This is a genomic window from Streptomyces sp. NPDC046900 (assembly GCF_040644975.1).
In the GTDB taxonomy this organism is placed as follows: Bacteria; Actinomycetota; Actinomycetes; order Streptomycetales; family Streptomycetaceae; genus Streptomyces.
The window spans coordinates 1-23,961 of the sequence record NZ_JBEYXD010000058.1; the positions used below are offsets into that span (position 1 = coordinate 1).

At 67.5% G+C, this 23,961-nt stretch carries 19 protein-coding genes and 2 pseudogenes; 14 read left to right on the forward strand and 7 right to left on the reverse strand.

Annotation, left to right across the window (positions count from 1 at the left end):
• Together ABZ904_RS35990 and ABZ904_RS35995 are read left to right on the forward strand one after the other, a co-directional pair.
• Positions 1–596, forward strand: a 596-nt coding sequence (locus ABZ904_RS35990) for a helix-turn-helix transcriptional regulator (RefSeq protein WP_361828199.1), incomplete at its 5' end; no start/stop codon positions are given.
• 222 nt (positions 597–818) lie between these two features.
• Positions 819–1,076, forward strand: coding sequence for a hypothetical protein (locus tag ABZ904_RS35995; protein WP_361828202.1), 258 nt, complete (start codon positions 819–821; stop codon positions 1,074–1,076).
• A gap of 324 nt (positions 1,077–1,400) precedes the next feature.
• Here the strand turns inward: ABZ904_RS35995 and ABZ904_RS36000 are convergent, their stop codons facing one another.
• Both ABZ904_RS36000 and ABZ904_RS36005 read right to left on the reverse strand, forming a co-directional pair.
• The gene (locus ABZ904_RS36000) at positions 1,401–3,032 is read right to left on the reverse strand and encodes an IS200/IS605 family accessory protein TnpB-related protein (RefSeq protein WP_361828205.1); all 1,632 of its coding nucleotides are present in this window, start codon (positions 3,030–3,032) and stop codon (positions 1,401–1,403) included.
• 211 nt (positions 3,033–3,243) lie between these two features.
• On the reverse strand, positions 3,244–3,777 hold the full coding sequence (locus ABZ904_RS36005) for a carbonic anhydrase (protein ID WP_361000002.1): 534 nt from the start codon (positions 3,775–3,777) through the stop codon (positions 3,244–3,246).
• Between the two features lie 659 nt (positions 3,778–4,436).
• Between ABZ904_RS36005 and ABZ904_RS36010 the strand changes: the two genes are divergently transcribed.
• On the forward strand, positions 4,437–5,633 hold the full coding sequence (locus ABZ904_RS36010; RefSeq protein ID WP_361000000.1) for an epoxide hydrolase family protein: 1,197 nt from the start codon (positions 4,437–4,439) through the stop codon (positions 5,631–5,633).
• 505 nt (positions 5,634–6,138) lie between these two features.
• Positions 6,139–6,422: pseudogene (locus tag ABZ904_RS36015) on the forward strand (transposase); the annotation flags it as partial.
• A gap of 103 nt (positions 6,423–6,525) precedes the next feature.
• On the opposite strand, the gene ABZ904_RS36020 reads toward ABZ904_RS36015, so the two are convergent.
• The gene (locus tag ABZ904_RS36020; protein ID WP_360999994.1) at positions 6,526–7,089 is read right to left on the reverse strand and encodes a helix-turn-helix domain-containing protein; all 564 of its coding nucleotides are present in this window, start codon (positions 7,087–7,089) and stop codon (positions 6,526–6,528) included.
• An 83-nt stretch (positions 7,090–7,172) separates the two neighbouring features.
• On the opposite strand from ABZ904_RS36020, the gene ABZ904_RS36025 reads away from it, so the two are divergent.
• The 7 genes and pseudogenes from ABZ904_RS36025 to ABZ904_RS36055 form a co-directional block, all read left to right on the forward strand.
• The gene (locus ABZ904_RS36025; protein ID WP_360999991.1) at positions 7,173–7,655 is read left to right on the forward strand and encodes a nuclear transport factor 2 family protein; all 483 of its coding nucleotides are present in this window, start codon (positions 7,173–7,175) and stop codon (positions 7,653–7,655) included.
• 36 nt (positions 7,656–7,691) lie between these two features.
• Positions 7,692–8,912, forward strand: a complete 1,221-nt coding sequence (locus tag ABZ904_RS36030; RefSeq protein WP_361828210.1) for an epoxide hydrolase family protein — start codon at positions 7,692–7,694, stop codon at positions 8,910–8,912.
• A gap of 75 nt (positions 8,913–8,987) precedes the next feature.
• The gene (locus ABZ904_RS36035) at positions 8,988–9,413 is read left to right on the forward strand and encodes an MFS transporter (RefSeq protein ID WP_361828274.1); all 426 of its coding nucleotides are present in this window, start codon (positions 8,988–8,990) and stop codon (positions 9,411–9,413) included.
• A 172-nt stretch (positions 9,414–9,585) separates the two neighbouring features.
• Positions 9,586–9,999: a limonene-1,2-epoxide hydrolase family protein gene (locus tag ABZ904_RS36040; protein WP_361828213.1), complete on the forward strand. Its 414-nt coding sequence runs from the start codon at positions 9,586–9,588 to the stop codon at positions 9,997–9,999.
• Between the two features lie 372 nt (positions 10,000–10,371).
• Positions 10,372–11,697 carry a transposase gene (locus tag ABZ904_RS36045; RefSeq protein ID WP_361828216.1) on the forward strand — a complete coding sequence of 442 codons (1,326 nt, stop codon included), beginning with the start codon at positions 10,372–10,374 and terminating at the stop codon, positions 11,695–11,697.
• A gap of 97 nt (positions 11,698–11,794) precedes the next feature.
• On the forward strand, positions 11,795–13,114 hold the full coding sequence (locus ABZ904_RS36050; protein WP_361828219.1) for an ISL3 family transposase: 1,320 nt from the start codon (positions 11,795–11,797) through the stop codon (positions 13,112–13,114).
• Positions 13,115–13,269: 155 nt separating this feature from the next.
• A pseudogene (locus ABZ904_RS36055) lies at positions 13,270–14,004 on the forward strand (IS4 family transposase); the annotation flags it as partial.
• 35 nt (positions 14,005–14,039) lie between these two features.
• On the opposite strand, the gene ABZ904_RS36060 reads toward ABZ904_RS36055, so the two are convergent.
• Both ABZ904_RS36060 and ABZ904_RS36065 read right to left on the reverse strand, forming a co-directional pair.
• Positions 14,040–16,385 carry a SpoIIE family protein phosphatase gene (locus ABZ904_RS36060; RefSeq protein WP_360999982.1) on the reverse strand — a complete coding sequence of 782 codons (2,346 nt, stop codon included), beginning with the start codon at positions 16,383–16,385 and terminating at the stop codon, positions 14,040–14,042.
• A 234-nt stretch (positions 16,386–16,619) separates the two neighbouring features.
• Positions 16,620–17,105, reverse strand: coding sequence for a MarR family transcriptional regulator (locus tag ABZ904_RS36065; protein WP_360999979.1), 486 nt, complete (start codon positions 17,103–17,105; stop codon positions 16,620–16,622).
• Positions 17,106–17,295: 190 nt separating this feature from the next.
• Here ABZ904_RS36065 and ABZ904_RS36070 point away from each other — a divergent pair, with 190 nt between their 5' ends.
• On the forward strand, positions 17,296–17,550 hold the full coding sequence (locus ABZ904_RS36070; RefSeq protein ID WP_361828224.1) for a hypothetical protein: 255 nt from the start codon (positions 17,296–17,298) through the stop codon (positions 17,548–17,550).
• 176 nt (positions 17,551–17,726) lie between these two features.
• Here the strand turns inward: ABZ904_RS36070 and ABZ904_RS36075 are convergent, their stop codons facing one another.
• Both ABZ904_RS36075 and ABZ904_RS36080 read right to left on the reverse strand, forming a co-directional pair.
• Complete coding sequence (locus tag ABZ904_RS36075) at positions 17,727–19,166, reverse strand: NAD(P)/FAD-dependent oxidoreductase (RefSeq protein ID WP_361828227.1); 1,440 nt, start codon at positions 19,164–19,166, stop codon at positions 17,727–17,729.
• 474 nt (positions 19,167–19,640) lie between these two features.
• The gene (locus ABZ904_RS36080; protein WP_360999972.1) at positions 19,641–20,114 is read right to left on the reverse strand and encodes a VOC family protein; all 474 of its coding nucleotides are present in this window, start codon (positions 20,112–20,114) and stop codon (positions 19,641–19,643) included.
• Positions 20,115–20,672: 558 nt separating this feature from the next.
• Here ABZ904_RS36080 and ABZ904_RS36085 point away from each other — a divergent pair.
• Both ABZ904_RS36085 and ABZ904_RS36090 read left to right on the forward strand, forming a co-directional pair.
• The gene (locus ABZ904_RS36085) at positions 20,673–21,743 is read left to right on the forward strand and encodes a hypothetical protein (protein ID WP_361828231.1); all 1,071 of its coding nucleotides are present in this window, start codon (positions 20,673–20,675) and stop codon (positions 21,741–21,743) included.
• Between the two features lie 1,756 nt (positions 21,744–23,499).
• The coding region (locus ABZ904_RS36090) for an epoxide hydrolase (RefSeq protein WP_361828233.1) at positions 23,500–23,961 on the forward strand (462 nt) is incomplete at its 3' end.

The window sequence follows — 23,961 nt, forward strand, 5'->3', positions numbered from 1 at the left end:
TGGTCGAGGCGGCACTCCGCACCGGCCGCCAGGAGGAGGCGGTGCGCCATGTGCGGGCGATGCAGGACGCCGACGTCGCAGCGCTCTCTCCACGGCTCGCCCTGGCCGCGCAGGCCTCCGCCGCGTTGTGCACACCCGAAGACGCCGAGGCTGTGCGATTGTTCGAGAAGGCGTTGGACATCCCCGGAGTGGATCGGTGGCCCTTCGACCTCGCCCGCGTTCAGCTGTTCCTCGGCGAGCGATTGAGGCGTATGAGGGCGACGGAGAAGTCCAGAAAGCCACTGGGCGTCGCCCTGGCCACCTTCGAACGGCTGGGAGCCCGGCCGTGGGCGGACCGCGCCGGCAAGGAACTCCGCGCCGCCGGCGCGAACACGCGACGTGCGAGACAAGAGCGCACGCATGCGCTCACACCACAGGAGATGGAGATCGCCCAGCTGGCGGCATCCGGCCTGACCAACAAGCAGATAGGCGAACGTCTCTTTCTCTCCCACCGGACCGTCGGAGCCCACCTGTACCAGGTCTTCCCGAAACTCGGCATCACCTCGCGGGCCATGCTGCGAGACGCCCTGGAATCGGATGCGGCACCGGACATCTGAGCACCCTGATTCCGTCCGGCTCGGATCTCCGGGCCGGGCACAGGCGTCAGCGCCGGGATCACCGATGTGTTCCTCAGACCAAGCAGCCGTCTTTGCCGCCGCAGGACGTGGGGCCATCCCTCTTCTTCGGAGGGAATTGACAAGCGGCTCTCCGGCCGGACCCGGCACGGCGATACCTGGCTCAAGACCGCTTTGTATATGGCCGACTGCAGCGCAGCCCGGATGAAGACCACCTACCTCGGGGCGCAGTTCCGACGGCTCGTCCCGCACCGCGGCGTGAAACGGGCGACCGTCGCCGTCGGCCACTCCATCCTCGTCTCCGCCTGGCACATCCTGCACGACCGCGTCCCCTACCAAGTCCTCGGCCCCGACTACTTCACCAACCGCCTCGGAAAGGAACGTCAGACCCGCCGCCTGCTCGCCCAACTCGCCGCACTCGGCCACGAGGGCACCGTCCAGCCCCGGCACGCAGTCGGCTGACCCACGTCACCACACCAGCGAGCGAGGCATTTTCAAGAGAGCTGCGATGCGAGTCCCGGACAAGGCGAATGAAATCACTTGCTTCGCCAGCCTATTGGCCCCGTTCGACCTGACCGGGGTGACCGTGGCAGCCGCGCACCGTCGCAAGACCCTGGTCGTCTGCCGTGTCTGTCACGAGGACATCCACTACAGCGGACGCCCCTCGCGGCAGAACTCATGAGAAGAAAAGGCGCTGGAGAGCCGTGGTGCTCGGAAAGGGGAGGACGCGGCTTCTTCTTCCCCATGCTCTCTATGGTGGACATCCTTCCGGGGACTCAACCGTTCCTAGTCAGTGAGCAGGAGTGAGTCTTGTACCCAGTCCTGGTCAACTGGCGCATCCCGAACGGTGGTGGATGCACTGGTCTCCCGCGTTCGCGCCGCGTCCGGCGACACGGATCGTGTCCGTGGTCCAAGGATGCGGGGGCGGGTTCCCTCACGCCCCGGGGTGCCGTGTCCGGCCTGGGCGGTCCGATGCCCCACACGATCGCTCTGGTCGTGTGGGGGCGGTGCCGTCCGTCGCCGGATGCGGTGCCCGAGGGCGCGCCTGCCGATCGCGATGCTCGCGGCATCGTGACGGGTGGTCTTGCGGTTCTTGCCGGAAAGAGGCTTGTGCCAGTGCTGGGCTCCCCACCTGCTGGTGTAGGCCGGGTCGACGGCGATGATGGTGATGCCGAGTTCGGCCGCCATGCTGACGAGCCGGGCCCGCAGCTTGGATACCGGCATGCCGGAGATCAACCGCCGGAACCGCTTCTGGCGGCCGTGTTTCTCCCGGGTTTTCTCCGCGGCGAAGTCGAGGTTTTCGATCGCGATCGACAGGCCGTGGCGTTTCGCCCAGTGCAGGAGCCGGGTCAGTGCATGCCGTACCTGGGCGTCACGGTGGTTGGCGGTGCCGGAGAGGTCGTAGAAGAACCGGCGCGGTTCGCCGACCGGATTGCCGTGCTGATCGAGCCGCCAGGCGGCGAGGTGGTCGGCGTTCGTATCGACACTGATCAGACCGCCCGTGCGGGCTACGTCGAGGGGGACGGTCTTGACCGGTGGGATGGTCCAGGAGGCGGTGAGGTACCAGCGGGAGCGGTCTGTGTCGTAGTGGATGCGGTAGGCCACGGCCCGGTTTGTGGTGATGCGGTCGGCCCATTCCTCGCTGCGGTGGTGGAAGATCACGGTTGCGGCGAGGACGTACCGGCCGTGCGGGGCGTTAACCAGGTGTGCGAGCGGGACGGGAAGTTTCAGTGACACTTCGCCGTCCGGGGTGACGCGGATCGTCTCGTTCCCGAACCGCTTGCCCGATTCCCCGTCCGCCTGGAGGAACCAGCGCGATGCTTCCCAACGCCGGCGCCATGCGTGTTCGGTGAGCTGCGCCGCCTCGAGGTGGTGTCGGGTGTGGAGCTGGCGTTTGCCGCCTCGCACGACCCGCACGCGCCCCCTGTCGTGATCGGCCCGCTCCCGCTCCAGCCGGTCCTTGAGCAGATGCAGTCGCCGGGACTTTTGGAACCACTCCTGCCGGCTGCGGTATCCGCCCGGCGCCCGCTTCGTGCCCTTCTCGCCCACCGGCAGCGACAGGCGGTGGGTGATCGTCTTGATGCCGGCCTCAAGGCTGTGGATGTGCGCGAGCTGGGCACGCCGGGACAGCGCCCACTGATCGTGGGTGGCCTTCGTGATCGAACCGGCCCACCGCGAGGACGACGTGTCGGTCAGGGCCCGCTTGCGCCTGGCCCACGTATCCGCGGAGTGCTCCAGGCCCTCGGCGCACCGGCGTTTGAGATCCTTCGAGGCCAGCGACCCCAGATGCGCGCCGACCAGACGTAACACCTGCTCGTCGTCCGGCGTGAGGTCCTTGAGGCGGGTGCGGATCGCCACGCCGGACGGGCCGAGGGCCACGAAGGGGGCAGCGATCGTGCGCAGCGACTCACCACGCATCGATGTGCCCCCCTCCCCAACGCTTGATCAGCAACAGGAAGAACGGTACCGGCCGGCACTGACAGTGCCCGCCATGCGCCGTGCGCTGCACCACCACGAACAAGTACATGCTCGCGCACACTCACACACACTCCTGCACATCCGAAACCGAACAGCTCCCAACCCCTGATCCCGGATGTCCGCCGAAGCAGATCAAGCCCATTCACCGCTCCTACTTCGGGTCAACCCTCGTGGGAGGGACGACGGCCTTGATGAGTCCGGTGGTCACGTCATAGACGAGGCCTGAGACGAAGACGCCGGGAGCGAGTCCTTGCTTGACGAATTCGACGTCGACTCGGACTGAAGCTGCTGGGTCGGTGACCTCCTTCCCGTCCAGATCGGCAACCGGGATTTCGAAGTACTCGGCGAGCAGATCGGGGAATGCCGCCAGGTCCCTGATTCCGCAACCGGTGTGGTGCAGGATCACCACGTGTGCGTCGCCCTGAGGCCGGCCGTCGCTGTTGGCTTGGCTGACCTTGGCAAGCATCGCCAGCGTGCGGAGCGTCGCCGGTGTGACGCGACCTCCGACATTGCGGATCACGGTGGCTTCGCCGAGCTTGAGGCCCAGGACGTCACCGGGGTCGACACGAGAATCGACGCATCCGATGACTCGCAGATTTCCGGTAGCTCTGATGGTGAGATTGGCGAACGACCCGCTGGCAGCGACCTCGGCGTTCCGCCGGACCAGTTCGTCGGTATCGATCACGGTGACCTCCTGGGAGGGTGTGTGCGGGGGGAGTTCCCCCTACCAGTTCAATGGTGGGGTCCGGGCGGTCGCCTCGTTATCCGTCACATGACCTAGTCACCGAACCTGCCTTGCCGATTGTCTAGGTAACGCGGCCGCCGGACGGTCGGGGCCGGTGGGGCGGTACAGCGCCCCCTGGTGGTCCACCGTCGGCAGACGTCGTCGCCGGCCTGCCGCAGCCGGGTGCCGGGGAAGGCTGAGCACCCCGGCAAACAGACCAGCACAGCTGGTCGTTGCCGACACCCACGCCGTCCTGGCCAGCCCGGCTCCACCCCGGCCTGCGGGAAACCAGCCCCACCGCGGTCTCGACCCGAGCTTTCGGCCTGCCCTGCCGATGCACCACCGAACGGCCGACTCGTCCACCGCTCATGAAGATGTGAACCCATACCTAGGCAATCGACATCTCACCCTCGGCAACCGAAGTCATGTGACGGATTTCGAGACGGCAGTCCGCACCCCAGTATCGAAGCGTCGCCTCGAACAGGGTCGGATGGCGTGAAAGCACGCCACCGTCCGGCGGCGGAAGACGACCGGGTTCGCCTCAGAGGAATTCCCCTGAACCCCGGCTTCGGCGCCTGCCCTTCGCGACTTCCAGTGAACTTAGAAAGTAAGGAACCAACATGTCTGCCATTCCCGGAACCCCGGCGATCCGGCGGTTCACGTTCGAGTTCTCCGACGCGGAACTCGAGGACCTGCGTGCGCGGATCAAGGCGGCGCGGTGGCCTGAGAAGGAGACCGTCGCGGACCAGTCGCAGGGCCCGCAGCTGGAGACGATGAAGGAACTCGCGCGGTACTGGGCGGAGGAGTACGACTGGCGCAAGGTCGAGTCGAAGCTGAAGGCCCTGCCGCATTTCATCACCGAGATCGACGGGCTGGACATCCACTTCATCCACGTCCGCTCCAAGCATGAGGACGCGCTGCCGCTGATCGTCACCCACGGCTGGCCGGGCTCGATCGTCGAGCAGCTGAAGATCATCGACCCGCTCGTCAATCCCACCGCCCACGGCGGAAGCGCCTCCGACGCCTTCCACGTGGTCATCCCTTCCATGCCTGGCTACGGCTTCTCGGGCAAGCCGACCACGACCGGCTGGAGTCCCGAGCGCATCGCCCGCGCCTGGGGCGAGCTGATGAAGCGCCTGGGCTATACGAAGTACGTCGCCCAGGGCGGCGACTGGGGTGCGATCGTCACCGACCTCATGGGGGCCCAGGAGCCCGAGGGCCTGATCGGCATCCACACCAACATGCCCAAGGTGATTCCGTCAGCGATCGACGCTGCGCTCATTGCGGGCAACCCGCTGCCCGAGGGCCTGTCGCTCTCGGACGAGGAGCAGGCCGCCGTCGAGCAGCTGGACTTCGTGTACCGGCACGTCTACTACGCCTACATGATGGGGTCGCGTCCCCAGGCGCTGACCGGGCTGGTGGACTCTCCGGTCGGTCTGGCGGCGTTCCTGCTCGACCACGACGCGGCCAGCCTGGCCCTGATCTCCCGGGCCTTCGCCGGAGTCACCGAGGGCCTGAGCCGGGACGACGTCCTGGACAACATCACGCTCTTCTGGCTGACGAACACGGCAGTCTCCGCTGCTCGTCTCTACGCGGAGAACAAGACGTCCTTCTTCGGTATCAATGACGTGAAGCTGCCGGTTGCCGTGAGTGTCTTCCCCGACGAGCTCTACCAGGCCCCCAAGAGCTGGTCCGAGCAGGCCTACCCCAACCTCATCCACTACAACAGGCTCCCCAAGGGCGGCCACTTCGCCGCCTGGGAGCAGCCGCAGCTGCTCGTCGATGAGGTCCGCACCGGCTTCCGGCCGCTGCGCTAGAGGATCGCGCCTGACCGTCTGCGCACGCTCCAGTGCCCTGACCCTCACCCGGCAGAGCCAGGAGTGTCGAGGGCGGCACCAGCCCGGCGGGGCGGCCGGGGGGCTCGACTGCGAGCCCCCCGGCCGCCCCGGACGGGCTGCGCGCGCACGTCACCTTCGTGGGGGAGGAGCGCCACACCGGGGTTGCGGCGCTAGCCTCCACGCATCCGACCGTCATAGCTGTCCGACACCCACTCCGAACCGAGCGGAGCCCCGGCCATGACCCTCGTCACCGGCATCGACCTGCCCGCCTACCTGACCGCCCCCGCCGTCCACCACGGCACCTTCCCGACCTACTCCGACCGCTCGCTGCTGGGACGCACCGAGCGAACCCTCGTCGCCCGCGCCCTGGCGATCCTCACCACCAACGCGCAGCCGCTTGCCGCCTACACCGAGACCGGACACTGCATCACCGAAGGAGCTCACGTCGTCGCACAGACCCTCGCCAGGGAAGGCCGGTTCGGTCCTGTTGGTGGAGACGGTCCGCAGGACCGGCCTCGACCAGGCAATATCCGTGGCATTGGCGCGCCGTGGCGGAAGCGGGCTGTCCATGATCCCGGGAAGGTGGACGTCGCGCTGACGGTCGCGTTGGGCGGGGACTGCCTGGCCGATGTCGCCATGTTGCGGGCCGAGCCGGCCATGTTCGGGCCGGTCGCCTCCGACCCGACGGTCTCCCGTCTGGTCGACACCCTTGCCGCCTTCGGGGAGAAGGCTCTGCGGGCGATCCGTGCGCCACGGGCCGAAGCACGTGAGGGGGCCTGGCAGTTGGCCGACGGGAAAGCGCCCGATGCGGACAGGGCGGTGACCGTCGACCTCGAGGGGGTGCTGGTGATCACCTTTAGTTTGACGTTGCTCAGCGTGGGTTCGTGCAGATGCCGCGAATGATGACCGGGAGTAGCTCGCTCGCTCCGTCAGCGTCACGGAATCGTTCCGGGAGCGCCGCGACCGTGCTAAGCAACGGCCTGATGTCGATCTCGGGCCGCACTTGCCCTGCTTCCTTGGCGCGGTGCAGCAAGGCGTCAGCCCTCTCGGTCATGGCCTGACAGCTCGCGAAGATAGCTGAGCCATCGTCAGCAATGCCCACGCTCACGACCACACGCATGCCGCGATAGTGCTGCGCGCTCCGATCGAAGTCTTGGAGCCACTCGCACAGCGCCGCTAGCGGATCGTCCAAATCGGAGTTGAGAGACTCCGCCGCCGCGGTGAGCCGATTGAAGCGGTCACGGCTGACCGCAGCGAACAGGTGGTCCCTGGTCGGGAAGTGGCGGTACAACGTGCCCTTGCCTATGCCTGCGGCCTTGCCGATCTGCTCCATCGGCACATCGACTCCCTGTTCGGCGAAGAGGGTTCTCGCCGCATCGATCACAGCCTGCGCATTGCGCCGAGCATCGGCCCGGCGTGCTCGTTCGACGGTCATGGACTCATCGTACTTGATTAACCGGACGCATCGTCCGTATAGTCCAACCGGACGCATCGTCCGGATAGGAAGGAAGGCTGCTCATGTCTGAGCACACCGTTGGGGAGCTGGCGGCCATCGAAGACATCCGCCGTCTCGAGGCCCGCTATGCCTACTACGCCGACCACAAGCAGTGGGAAGACCTGGCGGGCCTGTTCACCAAGGACGGCTGGTTCAGACCCTTGGACGTCGACGGGAACCAGATCAGCTTCATGGCCGGCCGGGACGACATCGCCGGCCAGCTCAGTTCTCGCATGGCCGGCGACGTCCAGCCGATCCACCACCTGTTCACGCATGAGATCGAAATCACGTCGCCCACCTCCGCCAGGGCGGTCTGGGCAATGGCCGATCTTGTCGTCTGGAGCGACGGTGTCGCTCCGGCGGTGGAGCAGCCCGGGTTCTCGGCACCGCCGTCCCGTGTCATGCGCGGGTGGGGCCACTACCACGTGACCTACGTGAACGTCCGCGGTCAGTGGCTCATCTCCACGCGCATCCAAACCCGCACCCGACTCGAAGTCACTGCCTGACGCGCCGCGCCAGCAAACACTCAAGGAGCAGAATTCGTGGCTGACCTGGAAGCCCACAAGTTCACGATCGCCATCTCCGACGAAACCATCGATGACCTCAAGACCCGCCTGCGCGTCACGCGTTGGCCCGCTGACATCGACGACACCGACGAGTACTACGGCACACCGGTGGCGTACATGAAGGAGCTGGTCGATTACTGGATCAACGAGTTCGACTGGCGTGCCGCGGAGCGCAAGCTGAACGAGTACGACAACTACCGTGTGATGATCGATGGATCACCGATCCACTTCATCCGCAAGGCTGGCAAAGGCCCCAACCCCATCCCGCTCATCGCCACCCACGGTTGGCCCTGGAGCTACCGCGAGTGGACCAAGGTCATCGATCCCCTTGCCGACCCTGCCGCGTTCGGTGACGATGCATTCGACGCGTTCGATGTCATCGTCCCGTCGCTGTCCGGGTTCGCCTTCTCGACTCCGACGCACCGGCCGGATATGAACTTCTGGAAGATGGCCGAGCTGTGGCACAAGCTCATGACCGAATTCTTCGGCTACGACAAGTACGCCGCAGCGGGTTCTGATTACGGGGCCTTGGTCACCAGCCAGCTCGGCCACAAGTACGCCGACAGCCTCTACGGGATCTGGCTCAGCCACCGCATCCACCTCGACGTCTTCCAAGGTGACCGGCCCTGGGACATCACTGGCGGTGCCCTCATTCCGGACGCGGTGCCCGATCAAATTCGCGCCGGTGCCCTCGACCTGCAGCAGCGCTTCGCCTCCCATGTCGCGGTACACATCCTCGACAACCAGAACCTTGCCTACGGCCTGTCGGACTCACCGGTCGGCATGCTGTCGTGGATCCTGCGCCGCTGGACGAAGTGGGCAGAGACGAACGGCGACGTCGAAAGCGTCTTTCCCCGTGAGCACCTGATCACCAACGCCACGATCTGGTGGGTAACGAACTCGATCACCAGTTCCATCAGGTCTTACGTCAACGCGAACCACTATCCCTGGACGCCCTCGCACGACCGGACCCCGATCATCGAGGCACCGACCGGCATCACCTTCCTCGGGTACGAGAACCCGCCGGGGATCACCACCGGCACCCGCGTCCAGCTGTTCCTCGACGATCCGCGGGAGAAGCCCTGGTACAACCCCGTCTACCTCAATGCGCATGACAAGGGCGGCCACTTCACGGCCTGGGAGAACCCCGACGCTGTCATCGAGGACATCCGGGCGACCTTCCGTGGACTTCGCTGAGTGTCCGGGGCCAAGAAGGCAACTGCTGTGACAAAGCACACCACCTCATCGCGAGGTGCCGGTACGACAGTGGTGATGCTGTCCGTCTCGTCGGTGTCATACGCCCTTGTGCAGTCGATGGTGAACCCCGGCTTGCAGGCACTGCGGGAGCAGGTGCACACCACCCAGCTCGGAGTGAGCTGGGTACTGACGGCATTCCTGCTGTCCAGTGCCGTGCTCACGCCCGTACTCGGCCGCCTGGGTGACCAGATCGGAAAGCGGCGCACCCTGGTCGCGGTCCTACTGTTCTTGACCATCGGAAGTATGGTCGCGGCGCTCGCGACCAATCTGCCGATGCTGGTGGTGGGACGCCTGCTGCAAGGCGCCGGGGGCGCGACGCTGCCGTTGGCTTTCGGTATCGTCCGCGACCTGCTGCCCAGGACACAGGTCGGCCCTGACTTGCCACAAGAGGCTCGCGAAACTCAGCACGTGAGACAAGCTCTTTGTGTGCAGTGGCCGTGAGCGCAAGTGGGTTGCGAAGCCGAGGACCGGGGACAGCATCGGTGAACCATCCGTACATGAACCCAGGTAAACCCCGTCGCTCCCCGGAACACCTCTCCCCTGCAAAGCCTGACCTGCCACTCGCCATCTCAAGCAGGCAGGCTACCAATTCCGTAAAAGGAACGTGAGAAAATTGAGCACTGCATCACCGATAGACGTGGCGCGCGACTTCTGCGCCAATTTCGGCCCCACACACGGGGACGCCGTCACCACCTGCAAGCGGCTGGTCCACCCAGAAGTCAACTGGCAGTCGTTCATTTTCAACGACTGTCCCGTTGAAAGCCTCGACGCACTGCTGGACGACCTACGCCGCGCCAGGGAAGTCATGGGCGCTGAAGGCTTCAGCATCGACGTCCACCGCGTCCAGGCCGAGGGGAACGTCGTCCTGATGCACAGGACCGACAAGATCCTCGATGCCGAGGGCAAACTGCTGGACACGCTCGACATGATGTCGATGCTCCGCATCGAGGACGGCAAGATCGTCTGGTCCAGGGACTGCTTCTTCGACTCCCGGAAATTGACCGACGCCTGGAGCAGCCGCGGATAGACAACGTTGTCAAGCCCCTAAGCGTCGGCACCCGGCGCTGGCACGGTTACGGTCCAGCGCGAAGTACAGCAACCGTGCGGGACCGTGCCGCACGATAGGCCCACGTTTCCGCTGCGTGCCCGTTACGAGGCGCGGCGGGAAATCGCAGGAAACGACGAGCCCGGTCGAGCTCCGCTCCAAGTTGGAATCTTGGCATGTCGGCCAGGACTCGTCTTTCGCACTTTCCGGCTGGTCAACAGCGCGCGCATGTAGTGGCTCGGTGAGGTGATCGTCTGGAGCGGTCAGTGTGGCGGAGGCGGTTGAACCCGGACATGGCGGAAGCATCCGCGGTGTTCTCCGCACTCTCTCGAGGGGCCGCAGATGCTTCCGGGTTTGACCGTACCGCCTTCACTGCTCGCACTGTTGCAGGTGCTTCGCCCGTGTTTCACCGCGCCGACCTTCCGGACCTTCTCCGCACTGGTCACGGGCCTGATCGGGGCGAATCGGCGGCGCACCGTGGTGGGGATGTTGCTGGGCGCGGGGATGACGCACCTGTGGCCACACGACCGCGCGCACTACTTCTTCGCCCGCGCCCGCTGGAGCGCCGACCAGCTCGGCCTGGCCCTGGCCCGCCTGATTGCCCAACGGCTGCTGCCCCAGGACGCGGCGCTCCACGTCGCCGTCGATGACACGCTGTTCAAGCGGCGGGGGAAGAAGGTGTACGGGGCGGCCTGGCAGCACGACGGCTCCGCGACCGGTGCGAAGAAGACCGGCTTCGGCAACAACTGGGTCGTGCTCGGACTGCTGGTGCCGCTGCCGTTCCTGGACCGGCCCGTCTGCCTGCCGGTGCTGGCCCGGCTGTGGCGCCCGGGCAGCGAGGCGAGCAAGGTCGAGCTCGCCCGCCAGCTGGTCGGACTCCTCCTGTCCGCCTTCCTCGCACGGGAGTTGTGCCTGGTCGGGGACGCCGCCTACCACGGGAAGGCGCTGCGCGACCTGCCCGAGCGGTGCTCGTGGACCTGCCGCATGCAGCGCAACGGCGTCTTCTACGCCCCGGCCCCGCCGCCGACCGGACGCCGCGGCCATCCCCGATGGAAAGGCGAACGCCTGGGCACACCCGGCGAGATCGCCGCAGCCACCGCCTTCACCCGGGCTACCGTCCAGCGCTACGGCCGCACTGAGACCGTGCGCCTCGCAGTGGTCGCCGGCCTGTGGTGGGGGGCCTTCCACCGCCGGGCCTGCCGGTTGATCCTCATCCGCGACGAGGGCAGCGACAAGGTCTACGACCTGGTCCTGGTCACCACTGACCTGAGCGCCGACCCAGCCGCGGTCGTGTCCCGGTATGCGTGGCGCTGGCAGATCGAGCTGCTGTTCTTGCAGGTCAAGCAGATCCTCGGGGTCGGCCAGGCACGCAACCGGGTCCAGCGGGCGGTCGAGCGCACCGTGCCGTTCGGCCTGGCCGTCTACACCCTGACCGTCATCTGGTACGCGCTGCACGGGCGTCACGAGGCCGACCTCGCCCGGCGCCGCACCCGCGAGCCCTGGCTCACCGGCAAGGCCACCGTCAGCTTTGAGGACATGCACCAAGCCCTGCGCCACGAGGTCCTTGAACACCGAATTACCCACGTCATCGCAGCTCACAACCCCACCCAGCAAATCCGGGTCTTCGATCTTGAGCGGTGCGCCTTGCCTGACACCCTGCCTCTTCGTCACAGTCGGTGACCTACATGGGCGTTGGTGCCCACTGATGCAAGGAGCCCGTGGTCCTGAGTGATCATTTCTGTTCTCTAGGCAGAACGATCATGTGGGAGCCACGGGCGTGGTCAACGATACGACGTTGCTGCTCGACCTCGACGGGGTGTCCGTCATACGCGTCGAGCGGCTTGAGGACGGCACCCGCCGGGTGCATCTGGCCACGGCGGAGGAAGCGGCTCGCGCCTGCCCGGAGTGCGGGGCCTTCGCGTGGAAGGTGAAGGGCACAGCCCGGACCCGTCCTCGGGATCTACCCCACGGGGAGCGCGGGCTGGTGCTGTTGTGGCACAAGCGCCGCTGGTGGTGCCGCGAGCCGAAGTGTCCGCGGAAGTCGTTTACCGAGAGCGTCGCCCAGATACCGCCCGGGGCGCGGATCACTGCCCGGCTGCGCCAGGCGGCCGGGCGCCGGGTACGCGATGCCGGCTCCACGGTCATCCAGGCCGCCCGCGACCTGCATCTGTCCTGGCCGACGGTGATGGGCGCCTTCCGTACATCGGCGCGCGAGGTCGTCGACGCCCCGCTGCCCGAGGTGAAGGTGCTGGGAGTCGACGAGACCCGGCGGGGCAAGACGAAGTGGGAGCAGGACCCCGAGTCCGGCAAGTGGCGCCTGATGCGGGATCGGTGGCACACCGGGTTCGTCGACGCGCTGGGCCACGGCGGGTTGCTCGGCCAGGTCGAGGGCCGCACCGTCGCCGACGTCCTGGCCTGGCTGTCCACCACCGAGCTGACCTGGCGCAAGAACATCACCCACGTCGCCATCGACATGTCGGCCACCTACCGCGCCGCGATCCGCACCGGCCTGCCCGACGCCATCGTCGTGGTCGACCACTTCCACGTCGTCCAGCTCGCCAACAAAATGCTCTCCGCACTCCGGCGCCGCACCACCGCCGAGGCCCGTGGACGGCGCGGACGCGCCAGTGACCTGGAGTGGAAGGCCAGACGACGTCTCCTGCGCAACCGCGAGGACCTCACCGATGAGCAGTTCGCGAAGATGTGGAACCCGCTGCTGGACGAGGGGCAGATCGGGCAGACGCTGTTGACCGCGTGGATCGCGAAGGAGAGCCTGCGCAATCTCCTCGCCCTGGCCCGCACCGGCGCCGACCGGCACCATGTCGGCCATGCCCGATGGAAGTTCCTCACCTGGTGCGCGGACTCGGACATCCCCGAGGTCGTCCGGCTGGCCGTGACCGTGGACCGGTGGTGGGCGGAGATCGCCGCGTTCCTCGATACCGGTCACAGCAACGCCAAGAGTGAGGGCATCAACCGCGTGATCAAGCTCGTCGCACGCAGCGCCTTCGGCTTCCGCAACGCAGAGGACCAACGCCTACGCACACGCTGCGTCACCACCCGCCGAGCCCGCGGACACCTCCGCACCGCTCAACTTTGAAGACCCGCAAATCCGCCAGGCCCTAAGTGAGTTGCTCGGCCTCGCCGCATAACCGCGAAAGTCGAGCCAGGAGCCAATGCCACGTAGCGTAAGTTGATCAAGGGCGTGGGCCGCTCTTCGGCCGGGGCGGTAGGTTGCTGACCGTGAGTCAGGGTGTGGGTGCAGGCGGGCGGTTGCCGGAGTGGATCTCGATCGGACTGCTGGCGGGCTCGGTCCCGCGGGATGTGATCGACGACGCGGTGCGGGCGTTCGGACGGCAGGCCAGGCGGTCGGACGGGAAGCTCCCGCCGCATGTGGTGGTGTACCTGGTGATGGCGTTGGCGCTGTTCGCTGACGACGACTACGAAGAGGCCATCACCCGCCTTTCGGAGCCGCTGGAGCGGTGGGGCTGCTGGGACCGGGCCTGGGAGGTGCCCACGACCAGCGCGATCACCCAGGCCCGCAAGCGCCTGGGCTCCGAACCTCTCGCGGAGATCTTCGACCGCATCGCCGAGCCGGTCGCGGAGCAGCTCACCCGCGGGGCCTGGCTCGGGCCCCGCCGCCTGGTCTCCATCGACGGCATGGAGTGGGGCCTGCCCGACACCGAACCCAACGCCGAGGAGTTCGGCCGCTCCGGGACCGGCGCCAATTCCTCCGCCTTCCCCAAGGCGCGGGTGCTCACCCTGGTCGAGACCGGCTCCCGCGCCCCGATCGGGGCGGCGATCGGGCCGATCGCCGGCAAGCGCACCGGCGAGCAGACCCTGGCCTTCCAGCTGTTCGAGCGCCTGGAAGAGGACATGCTGCTGCTGGCCGACCGGGGCCTTTTCGGCTTCGAGCAGTGGTGTGCTGCCGCCGGGACCGGCGCTGACCTGCTCTGGCGCGTCGGCGACACGCTCACCCTCCCGCTGGTCGCGGACCTGTCCGACGGCTCCTTCCCCTTCCTGGTCTACTCCCCCCGCCTCAACACGGCGGCACGGGGCCGACTGCTGGAAGACGCCCGCGCCGGGCGGGAGGTCGACTGCTCTGCCCAGACGGTCTTGCCTTGTGCCTGGAAGCGGGCGCCCCACTGGTCGGCGAGTGCTGCGGTGATGAACAGCCCGCGGCCGGTCTCGTCGACGGTGCGGGCGTGTTTGACGTGCGGGGCGCTGGTCGCGGCGTCACTGACCTCGCAGGTCAGCTGCTGCTCCAGGATCAGGCGCAGCTGCAGGGGAGGAGCGCCGTAGCGGACCGCGTTGCCGACGAACTCGCTGACGATGAGCTCGGTGGTGGACGCTGTTTCCTCGTCCACACCCCACAGTTCCAGCTGGTGGCGGGCGGCTGCGCGGGCGATTGGTGCTGCCTTGGGGTGGGCCGGCAGCGAGCGGGTCAGTACGTGGTCTGCGGGCAGTGCCTTGGTGCGGGCGAGCAGCAGCAGGGTCTCGCTGCTGCTCGAACCTGTGAACGCGGAGGCAATGGTGTCGCGTAGCGCCGGCAGGGGCCTGGTGCCGGCGCCGTCCAGGAGTGGGCGCAGGGGACCGGATGGTGCCAGCACCTCGCGTGCGAGTGCGGCCGTGCCCATCGCCAGAATGCTCCCTTCGGGGAGGTCGACGGTGGTGGCGGGGAATGGGGCGTTGCCTGTTCCGGCGAGCAGGGGACCCGGTGGGGCGGGCAGGACGGCCGAGGTGCCGTCGGGGAAGACCGCGACCGGTTCCGGCAAGCCGGCACGGGCGATGGTGCAGGTGCGCTCGACTGGGTCGTAGATCGCGATGGCGCATCGGGCGGTGAGCGGCTCGGGGTTGAGGGGGTCCATGGGAGGCATCGCGGCGCGTGCGGACAGCAGGCGGGCTGCGGTGTCGCTGAGGCGGGCCAGGAGCTCGTCGGGCGGCAGGTCCAGGGCGGCGAGTGTGTGGACGGCTGTGCGAAGCAGGCCCATGGTGATGGCTGCGGGGATGCCCTGCCCTGCCACGTCGCCGACGATCAGCGCGGTCCGCACGCCGGGCAGCCCGATCGCGTCGTACCACGCGCCGCCGCCCTGGGGGCCGGGAAGGTGCAGTGGGGAGATCTCCACGGTGGTCTGTGTGGTCGGCGGCCGGGGGAGAAGTCTGCGCTGGACAGTGGACGCGATGATCCATTCGCGCATGTACTGATGGGCGTTGTTGATACATAGCGCGGCATGAGCACACATCGCGGACGCCACCGTGACGTCGTCCTCCTCGAAGGGGGCTTCGTGCTGGTGGCGGTAGAAGCTGACCACGCCCAGAGCCTGGCCGTGCAATGCCAGCGGTGCCACGATCATGCAGTGGGCTCCTGATTGTTTGATCATGGCGGCTCGGACCGGGTCGGCGGCCAGCCAGGAGCTGTCCTCCTCGATCGCGACGAGCCGCGGCCGCAGGTCGGACAGGACGCGCGAGAAGGGGGTGCCAGGGGGCAGGGGTTGCACGGTTCCGACTGGAAGACCGCAGATGCGGCCCCGGAACGCCGCACGGCGCAGGGGAAGGTCCTGCGGGACGGGGGTCGGGGGAGGGTCCTGTCCGCGGACGACGTCCTCGACCACCTCGATGTCGGCGCTGCCCGCGAAGCCGGGCACGACCGCCTCCACCAGTTCCCAGCACACGTCCATCACGTTCATTCGGTGCCCCACCTGGGCGCGGACCGTGTCCAGCAGGGCCAGGCGGTGTCGGGCGTTCTCCCGTTCGGTGACGTCGACCGCGGACACGACCAGTCCGAGCACATCGCCGCGGGAATCCTCCAGGCGGAAGTAGGAGACGGTGAAGATGCGGCTTCCGACTTGGCCCGGCACCTCGACACCTCGGAGGAGTCGATCGACCATCGGCTCCCCGCTTTCCAGGACTCCTTGCGCCACGGCGGCCTCGTCCTCGGGGCGCTCGAGTGCGTACGCCTCGGTGAAATGCCTGCCCAGCAGGTGTTTCGCCGCGCTGTCCTGCAGCCCGTGGGCGGCGGGGCACAGGCGGACCACGCGCAGCCGCTCGTCGAGCACGTACAGTTCCACCGCGGACTGGGAGAACACGGTCTTCAAGACCGCCTTGTCCTGCCCCGAGACGGCATCCTCCGTCGCGATCACCTGCCACACCACGGAGGTGCCCTGCAGTACTGGCTTTACCAGCACCGCGGCCGTCTCAAAGAACCGCTCCCGCCGCCAGTCGTCATCCGTGGCGACCTCGCGCATGAGCATGGTCAGAGGCTGGCCGACGGCCTCCTCGGCGGACCACCCGAACAGCTCCTCCGCCACACGTCCCCACTCGACCACCCGCCCGCCCTCATCAATGAGTGCAAGCACGTCATTGCCGGGCATCCCAAAGCACCTCCGCCTGGATTCCTGCCCGCCCCGTGCCGGCGGCAGGCTCGCCTGCCCGGCAGGTACACCGGTCGGCCCATCTCCCAGAAAGCCCCGGCCCATCCCGTGCGGCAACCGCTGTGCGGCGTCCGCCGGGATGTCGCCCGCGCGGTGTCCCGCCGGCATGGGCCTTCGGTCGAGATCCGGGCCGGGACACCGCTGACGGTGGATCGGCAACAGGTGGTGGTCGGGTCAGTCGTGCGAGGTGACGTTGGCGGTCAGACGCTCCAGGAGCGACTTGACGGCGCCGACCTCCCAGTCGGTGAGGCCCACGGCCTCTCCTATGGTGGCGGGGATGGCGCGAGCGCGTTCGCGGAGCTCGACCCCCTGCGCGGTGAGAGTGATCTGCACCGAGCGTTCGTCGTTCGCCTGCCGCTCGCGCCGGATCAGCCCGTGCGTCTGCAGACGCTTGAGCAGCGGTGTCAGAGTGCCGTAGTCGAGCTGCAAGAGCGTGCCCAGGGTCTTGATGGGAAGGGCGCCGTGCTCCCACAGGACCAGCATCACCAGATACTGGGGATAGGTCAGATCGAGCTCCTCCAGCAACGGACGGTAGCGGTTCGTCAGCGCCCGCTGTGCCGCATACAGGGCGAAGCACATCTGGTCATCGAGAAGCAGGCTGCCCTCGGGCGCCTGGACCTGCTCGGCGTCTGTTTCAGTGCCCCCCTTGGTGTTACTCATTGCGGCTCCTCTCTCCCGCTGATCTTTCACTCACAAGGCTACTCCCTAACAAGCGCAATGGTTCAGTGTTCAATCTTATATTGGGCGCGAGGAAAGTGGGCAATCGGGGTTGCTGTGCGCGGGTGTCTGCGGCAGACTGCAGTGCTCCCGCTGGCAGGCGCAAGGCAAAGACCGTCCGGGCAGAGCAGTCGTGGCCGGCCCGGCAACCGGTACGCTTGTCGCAGCCTGCGCCCTGGAGGAGGTCACCGACGCCGCCCGGAAGACCCTCCCGTCACGGAGCCTGATCATCACCCGGGACTACCTCCTATCCCCGGCCGCCTCGCGGTTCATGGCCCGGCGCGCCCACGCCCACACCGCTGAGGTCGAGGCCTCCCACACCGTCCCGGTCTTCCAGCACGGCGCCGCCGGCACCATCGAGCAGGCCGCCCACGCCACTACTCGCTGACTGCCGTCCCCGCACGACCGTGCCGGAGCATCCCGTGTCAGCAGGCCCTTTCCGTGTCGCGGGATGCTCCGTTTCCTGGGGACAGGACGGGGTCGCCCATGCGGTCTCGGTTGCCTGCGGGGTCTCTCCCAAGGTGGTTGCCCGGGGGTGTGTCCTTTCGGCGCGGGGTGCGGTGGTCAGCCTCGGTGGGTTTCGAGGAGCCTGAGCCAGACTTCACCGAGGGTGGGGAAGGCGGGGACGGCGTGCCAGAGCCTTTCCAGCGGGACTTCGCCTGCGATGGCGATGGTGGCGGAGTGCACGAGTTCGCCGACGCCGGGGCCGGCGAAGGTGACTCCGGCGACGGTGTTGCGGTCGAGGTCGATGAGCATGCGGGCCTTGCCGCGGTAGCTCTCGCCGTACTGGTGGGCGCCGGCGATGTGTGCGAGGTCGTAGTCCACGACCTTGATACGGCGTCCGTTCTGCTCGGCCTGGTGGGTGGTCAGGCCGATGGCGGCGACTTCCGGGTGGGTGAAGACGACCTGGGGGACGGCGGTGTGGTCGGCGGTGGCGGCGTGGGCGCCCCACGCGGTGTCATCGACGGGCTCGCCGTTGGCCCGGGCACCGATGACGGCCCCGGCGATACGGGCCTGATACTTTCCCTGATGGGTCATCATGGCGCGGCGGTTGACGTCACCGACTGCGTAGAGCCAGCCGTCGGCGATGGCCCTCACGCGGAAGGTGTCGTCCACGGTGAGCCAGTCACCGGGGGTGAGGCCGATGGTCTCCAGGCCGAGGTCGGCGGTGCGCGGGGCTCGGCCGGTGGCGAACAGGATCTCGTCCGTAGCCAGTTCGCTGCCGTCCGACAGTGTGATCCGCACCTCGCCGCCCCCACCGCCCTCACGTGCAAGGGAGGTCGCGGAGATCCCGAAGCGAATGTCGACGCCGGCGTCGCGCAGTCCGTCGGCGACCATCTCGCCGGCGAACGGCTCCATCCGCTCCAGCAGCGTGTTCTCGAGGACCAACATGGTGACCTTCGAGCCCAGGGCTTGCCAGGCGGTGGCCATCTCGACGGCCACCACGCCGCCGCCGACCACGGCGAGGCGCCTGGGCGCCTGGTCGGCGCTGGTGGCTTCGCGGCTGGTCCAGGGGCGGACGGTGTCGATTCCGGGGATGCCGGGCAGGGCGGCGCTGGTGCCGGTGGAGATGGCCACAGAGTGCCGGGCGGTCAGCTGGATGGTGTGGCCTTCGGCAGTCTGCACGGCGACCTGGCGGGGGCCGGCGAGTCGGCCGTGGCCGCGGATCAGGTCGACGTCCACCGAGTTCAGCCAGTCAACCTGATCGTCGTCCTTCCAGTGCGAGGCCATGGCGTCGCGGTGGGCGAGGACCGCGGCGACGTCCAGGGGCCCGGTGACTGCCTGGCGCAGGCCGGGTATGCGGCGTGCGTCGGCGTGGGCCACCACCGGTCGGAGCAGCGCCTTGCTGGGGTCACAGGCCCAGTACGAGCACTCGCCGCCGAGGAGTTCGCGTTCGACAATCACGGTGCTGAGTCCGGCGGCGCGGGCGCGTTCGGCCACGTTTTCACCGACCGGGCCTGCGCCGATGACGATCACATCGTAGGTGCGGGTTGTCTCGTTCATCACTGCTCCGTTCTTGTGTCACTCATTCAACTTCCGGCCGCCTGCGTGCCCATGACGGTGTCTGCCGCACGACGGTTCGTTGCCGAAGCGACGTGCTGCCGGGCCGGTGATGGTGGTGCGGTGGCACCCGAGGTCGAACTCGGGGCGGCTGAAGGAAAGGGCCGTGTGGCCGCGTACTGATGTTCGGCCGCTGCCGGGTGGCCGGGAGGTCTGCCGCGCCGCGGACTGATACGGGTGATCATGGGTGTATCCGTCCGGGCGGTTGGCGCGGCTTGGCGGTGGCCGGACCGCTGGGCGGTGATGTGTGCCTGCACGCCCAACGGTCCGACGTCAGCATCCGAGACTCGGGCTGGCCGGCACATGTTTCGGCTGTCGCCGTGTGCTGCTGCCGGGTCCGGCTCGGGTTGGCCGGTGATGCACTCGGGTTGAGGGGGCCGTGCTCCGGGACGGTCACGGCCGATCGCGCCGGTGCTGTCAGCGGCCGGCGAGCCGCTGCTTCACTTCCTGGAGCACCCAGCCGTTGCCATCCGGGTCGCTGAAGGTGAGGTAGGAGCCGTAGGAAGCACGGTCGGGGTGCAGGCCGGCCAGTCGCTCCTGGCCGGGACCGTTGTGCACGGCGTCTCCGGCATCGTGTCCGTGGTGGAGCAGGCCCCCGGCGTCGCAGAAGATCTCGCTGACCTCAATACCGCGGGCGACAAGCTCCGCATGAGCCTGCTCGATGTCCGAGACGATGAGGTACAGGCCCTGGGTCGAGCCGGGCGTAGCGGTGGTCATGCCGTCGCCGAAGATGATCGAGCACTCGGAGCCCGGCGGCGTGAAGTGCACCACCCGGAATTCCTCGTTGGCCGTGTAGTCCACGTCCAGACGGAACCCCAGGGCCTCGTAGAAGGCCTTGGCCCGGTCGACGTCGGAGACGGGCAGCACGAGGAGTTCAAGCTTCAGGTCCATGGGGATGTCTTTCTTTCTGGTGTCGGTGAAGGTGTGCACTTAGGTGCAGTCGGCCGAGGTCCCGGGCGCAGCGGACGCAGGTGTGTTGGTCGTCGCTGCCGTCGCGGCGGACAGGGCAATGACCCAAAGGACGGCAGCGCGCGGGGCCGATGCTCGTGATCGGGCCCGGGGCGATGCACCGAAAGGGGCCCGGAGGCCAACCGCTCGCCGAACGGCTTCGTTGCCGAGTCCATCGCGAGGACGGAGCCAGGAGAGCTGTCGTCTCCGGCCCGCACTCAATATACCGAGTGCACAAGTAAAGTTTGTACGTGGCATCTGTGACAAAGGAGACAGCTGCAGATGTCATGGCGCCCAGAGCGCCCCTATAGGCCGCAAATTGGCCCGCCGGAGCGGGCGGACCGCATCATGCCCGGCGCGGACGGCTGTGATGGCGGCCACTCATTGATCAAGCGCACCTATGACAATCTACCTTTTGTGCGTTCTTCTTTTGCGCTTCATTCGTCATTCAAAGCGGCCTCGTGGGCCCGCACGTCTCGCTCGGGCGAGGGCCACGCCGCCGTGCATCTCCTCAAGAGTGTGATCGCCGCGCTGCTTGCGTGGGGTGCCACCGCCCGCTGGCTGCCGGCGCAGGACCAGTACCTGGCCGTGGCCGGTGCCCTGCTCATGGTGAACACCTCCACCGTCTACCGCTCGGTGAACCGGGCCCTGCGCAGCGCCTTCACCCGGATCGCCGGGACTGCGCTGGCGCTCTCGGTGATCTGGCTGTTGGGCTCGGCCGTCGGAACGGTGGCCGCCGTCCTGGCGATCACCCTGGTCACCGCGGGTCGCCGGGTCTCCGACGACCGTCTGCAAATCGCCTCCAGCGCGGTGCTCACCCTCGCTGCGGCCACCGCAGCCACCGCCGCCCCGGTCGACCATGCAATCCTGGCGGCGATCGGCACCGTACTGGGCGGAGCAACCGGCATCGCAGTGAACGCTCTGGTCCTGCCGCCACTCCACCTTGCCCAGTCCGACACCGCCATCCGCGATCTCGCCCGGTCGATGGGCGCGCTGCTGCGCCAGATGGGCGGCGGCCTGTGCGAGCGCCGGGACGTGGACCGGACCGACGTCTGGCTGGAGCAGGCCCGCGACCTGGAGCGGCTGGTTGACGAGGCACAGCAGCACGTCAAGGAGAGCCAGGAGTCCTTGCGTTGGAACACCCGCTGCGCTTTCGGCCGCTGCGGCTCGATCGCCCACAGTGAGCTGTGGCACGCTCTGCACGGTGTCTCGTTCCAGATCCGCGGCATCGCCCGGACGCTCGCCGACCACGCGGACGACGAGAGTGCCCGCCGCCTCGGCCCGATCTTCCTGGAGCGCTACGCCGAGCTGCTGGAGCTGGCCGGCGATGCGGTGGAGGCGTTCGTCGCACCGCAGGGGCCAAAGCCGGCCGACCAGGACGACGCCCGTGAGCGGCTGCGCGGGGCGCTGGACCACGCCCAGTCCTGGCACGACACCATGACCGACCTGGTCGGGCACGGCACCCTGGCCCGCCCGCATGCCTGGCATGTCTACGGGTCGCTGATGACCGACCTCGAGCGGCTTTTGATCGACCTGGAGCGCACCGACACCCACGCCGCGCTCGCCCTCTGACCGGCCCGTCGAAGCAGGTGCACCCGATGCCGACGAGATGGACCAGCAGGTGAACCCCATGCCATGGTGCTGGTGGCGCCGGACTGCCCGTAGACGAGCTGCACCTTTGAGCGTGGACACCGGGATTCGTCAGCGAGGACGAGGTGGGCTGAGTCGATCAGCCGCTGCGCGAACTCGATGCGCGTGAGTAGAGCGCAGGCAGGCCGCGGCAACTGACCGGTCCGTACACGCACCACGCCCGGAAATCACCGGCGTACGCCGACAACCCGCGGCCTGCCTCAGCACGCCGCCGTGTCGATCACCTGGGCCGGCACCTGACGGTCAGTTCCGGGCCGCCGCGGACGATTACCGGCGCCCCGGCCGGGTGCGTATGAGCCACCTCCAGACCAGTAGATCCGCCCGCTACAGGGCCAACACGTCCGCCTCCACTGGCGAGATGCCTACCTTGCAGTGCGCGGTCGTGAGAGCACAGTCCCACTGATCACAATTCAGTCTGGGGAGTCCTCTTTCCATCAACAGCACGAAGACCGGGCCGGGCGGGCCCGCACCCTGCGGAGGGGGAGGGGGACCCGTCGCCCCGGCCGTGCCGGATGCGGGGGCACGGCTGTTCACGCCGGGCGCCCGGGTGGTGCCGACCCGGGCAGGGCCGCGGTGGTCGCGCACTCGACCGGCGGCTGGAGGGAACTGCTGCGTGTATCCGTCCCGGCTTGTGGTCCGCGCGCCGGCGTTGCGCACGCATCGGGCGCGCTCAAGCACGTCACGCCCAGCCCGTGCCGATTGTCGACATCGCCCGTGATGCCCCGCCTCACGTCATTTGAAATGATTTTCATTAGACAGTGACCTTTGCCACTTTTTAAGGGTGTCAGTTTAACTTGTGCGCGAGGTTAATTGGCGATAGGTTTTCGAGGGTTGACGAGGTGGCATTAGCGCCCGTCGACCGCAACTACCTGTTGAGCCAGAAGCGAGGGCATCGCCATGGTTTGAAACTTGAACTCATCGTGCTGCCCGTCTCCGACGTTGATCGGGCGAAGGGTCTCTGCGAGGTGCTGTGATCCTGCCTGGACGTCGACTGCACGGCCCAGGAGTACCGCGCGGTGCGCTTCACGCCACCGGATCGAGTGCCCGATCATCTTTCGGTGGCGGGGTGGCTGCCCCGCCTCGGCTCGCCCCAGGACCTGGTCTCCGGCGTGGAGCAGGTGGATGCGGTCCCCGCAGACTCATGCGGTTACCTAAGCAATCGAAATATCGGCTTCAGTAGCTGCAGCCACATGACAGATTACCGGGATAGCAGACCGGGCCCTACTGTCAATGGTGTCGCCAGAACGGGAACGGGCGGCGCGGTGAATCCTCGCTGACCGCAGGAAGAGGCGGCTGGTCTCTTCGGGAGGAATTCCTGGGAGCCCGGCATCATTACCCCTGAAAGTAAGGAAACCGGCATGTCTTCCACTCTCGGAACGCCGGCGATCCGTTCCCGTTCGAGTTCACAAGGCGGCACTTGAGGACCTGCGTGCGCGTACCAAGACCGCGTACTGGCCCAAGAGGGAGACGTCGCCGACCAGTCGCAGATGTCCTCTCCTGCTAGCTCTGCCTGGCCCTGAAGAGCTGGGCGGAGAAGGCCTGCCCGAACCTCGGTAGTGCTCCCACCGTCAATCCTCGTCGCCTCTCGAACAGGCGAATTTACGCATTCCGTTTGCATCGGTAGAAGCGCTGCACAGCCCTTCCCGATCTCTCATTCATTGCACAACAAGGAGCCAAAATGTCCGCCACATCCGCGGCGATCCGCCCGTTCAAGGTCGAGATCCCCGAGGCAGAGCTTACGGAACTGCGTGCACGTGTCGTGTCTGCGCGGCTGCCCGGGAAGGAGACCGTCCCCGACCTGTCGCAGGGTACGAAGCTGGAGACGGTGAAGCAGATCGCCGGCTACTGGGCGTCGGAGTACGACTGGCGCAAGGTCGAGGCGAAGCTGAACTCTTACCCGCAGTTCATTACCGAGATCGACGGCCTGGACATCCACTTCATCCACGTGCGTTCGAAGCACGAGGACGCGCTGCCGCTGATCGTCACCCACGGCTGGCCGGGTTCGATCATCGAGCAGTTGAAGATCATCGACCCGCTGGTCAACCCCACCGCGCACGGCGGCAAGGCATCGGATGCCTTCCACGTGGTGATCCCGTCGATGCCCGGCTACGGCTTCTCCGGCAAGCCGACCACCATCGGC

Excerpts from the sequence above, each read along its gene's own strand:
- ABZ904_RS35995 (WP_361828202.1), top strand. The coding sequence starts at position 819 with ATGAAGACCACCTACCTCGGGGCGCAGTTCCGACGGCTCGTCCCGCAC.
- ABZ904_RS36000 (WP_361828205.1), bottom strand. The coding sequence starts at position 3,032 with ATGCGTGGTGAGTCGCTGCGCACGATCGCTGCCCCCTTCGTGGCCCTC.
- ABZ904_RS36010 (WP_361000000.1), top strand. The coding sequence starts at position 4,437 with ATGTCTGCCATTCCCGGAACCCCGGCGATCCGGCGGTTCACGTTCGAG.
- ABZ904_RS36020 (WP_360999994.1), bottom strand. The coding sequence starts at position 7,089 with ATGACCGTCGAACGAGCACGCCGGGCCGATGCTCGGCGCAATGCGCAG.
- ABZ904_RS36025 (WP_360999991.1), top strand. The coding sequence starts at position 7,173 with ATGTCTGAGCACACCGTTGGGGAGCTGGCGGCCATCGAAGACATCCGC.
- ABZ904_RS36035 (WP_361828274.1), top strand. The coding sequence starts at position 8,988 with ATGCTGTCCGTCTCGTCGGTGTCATACGCCCTTGTGCAGTCGATGGTG.
- ABZ904_RS36060 (WP_360999982.1), bottom strand. The coding sequence starts at position 16,385 with ATGCCCGGCAATGACGTGCTTGCACTCATTGATGAGGGCGGGCGGGTG.
- ABZ904_RS36065 (WP_360999979.1), bottom strand. The coding sequence starts at position 17,105 with ATGAGTAACACCAAGGGGGGCACTGAAACAGACGCCGAGCAGGTCCAG.
- ABZ904_RS36075 (WP_361828227.1), bottom strand. The coding sequence starts at position 19,166 with ATGAACGAGACAACCCGCACCTACGATGTGATCGTCATCGGCGCAGGC.
- ABZ904_RS36080 (WP_360999972.1), bottom strand. The coding sequence starts at position 20,114 with ATGGACCTGAAGCTTGAACTCCTCGTGCTGCCCGTCTCCGACGTCGAC.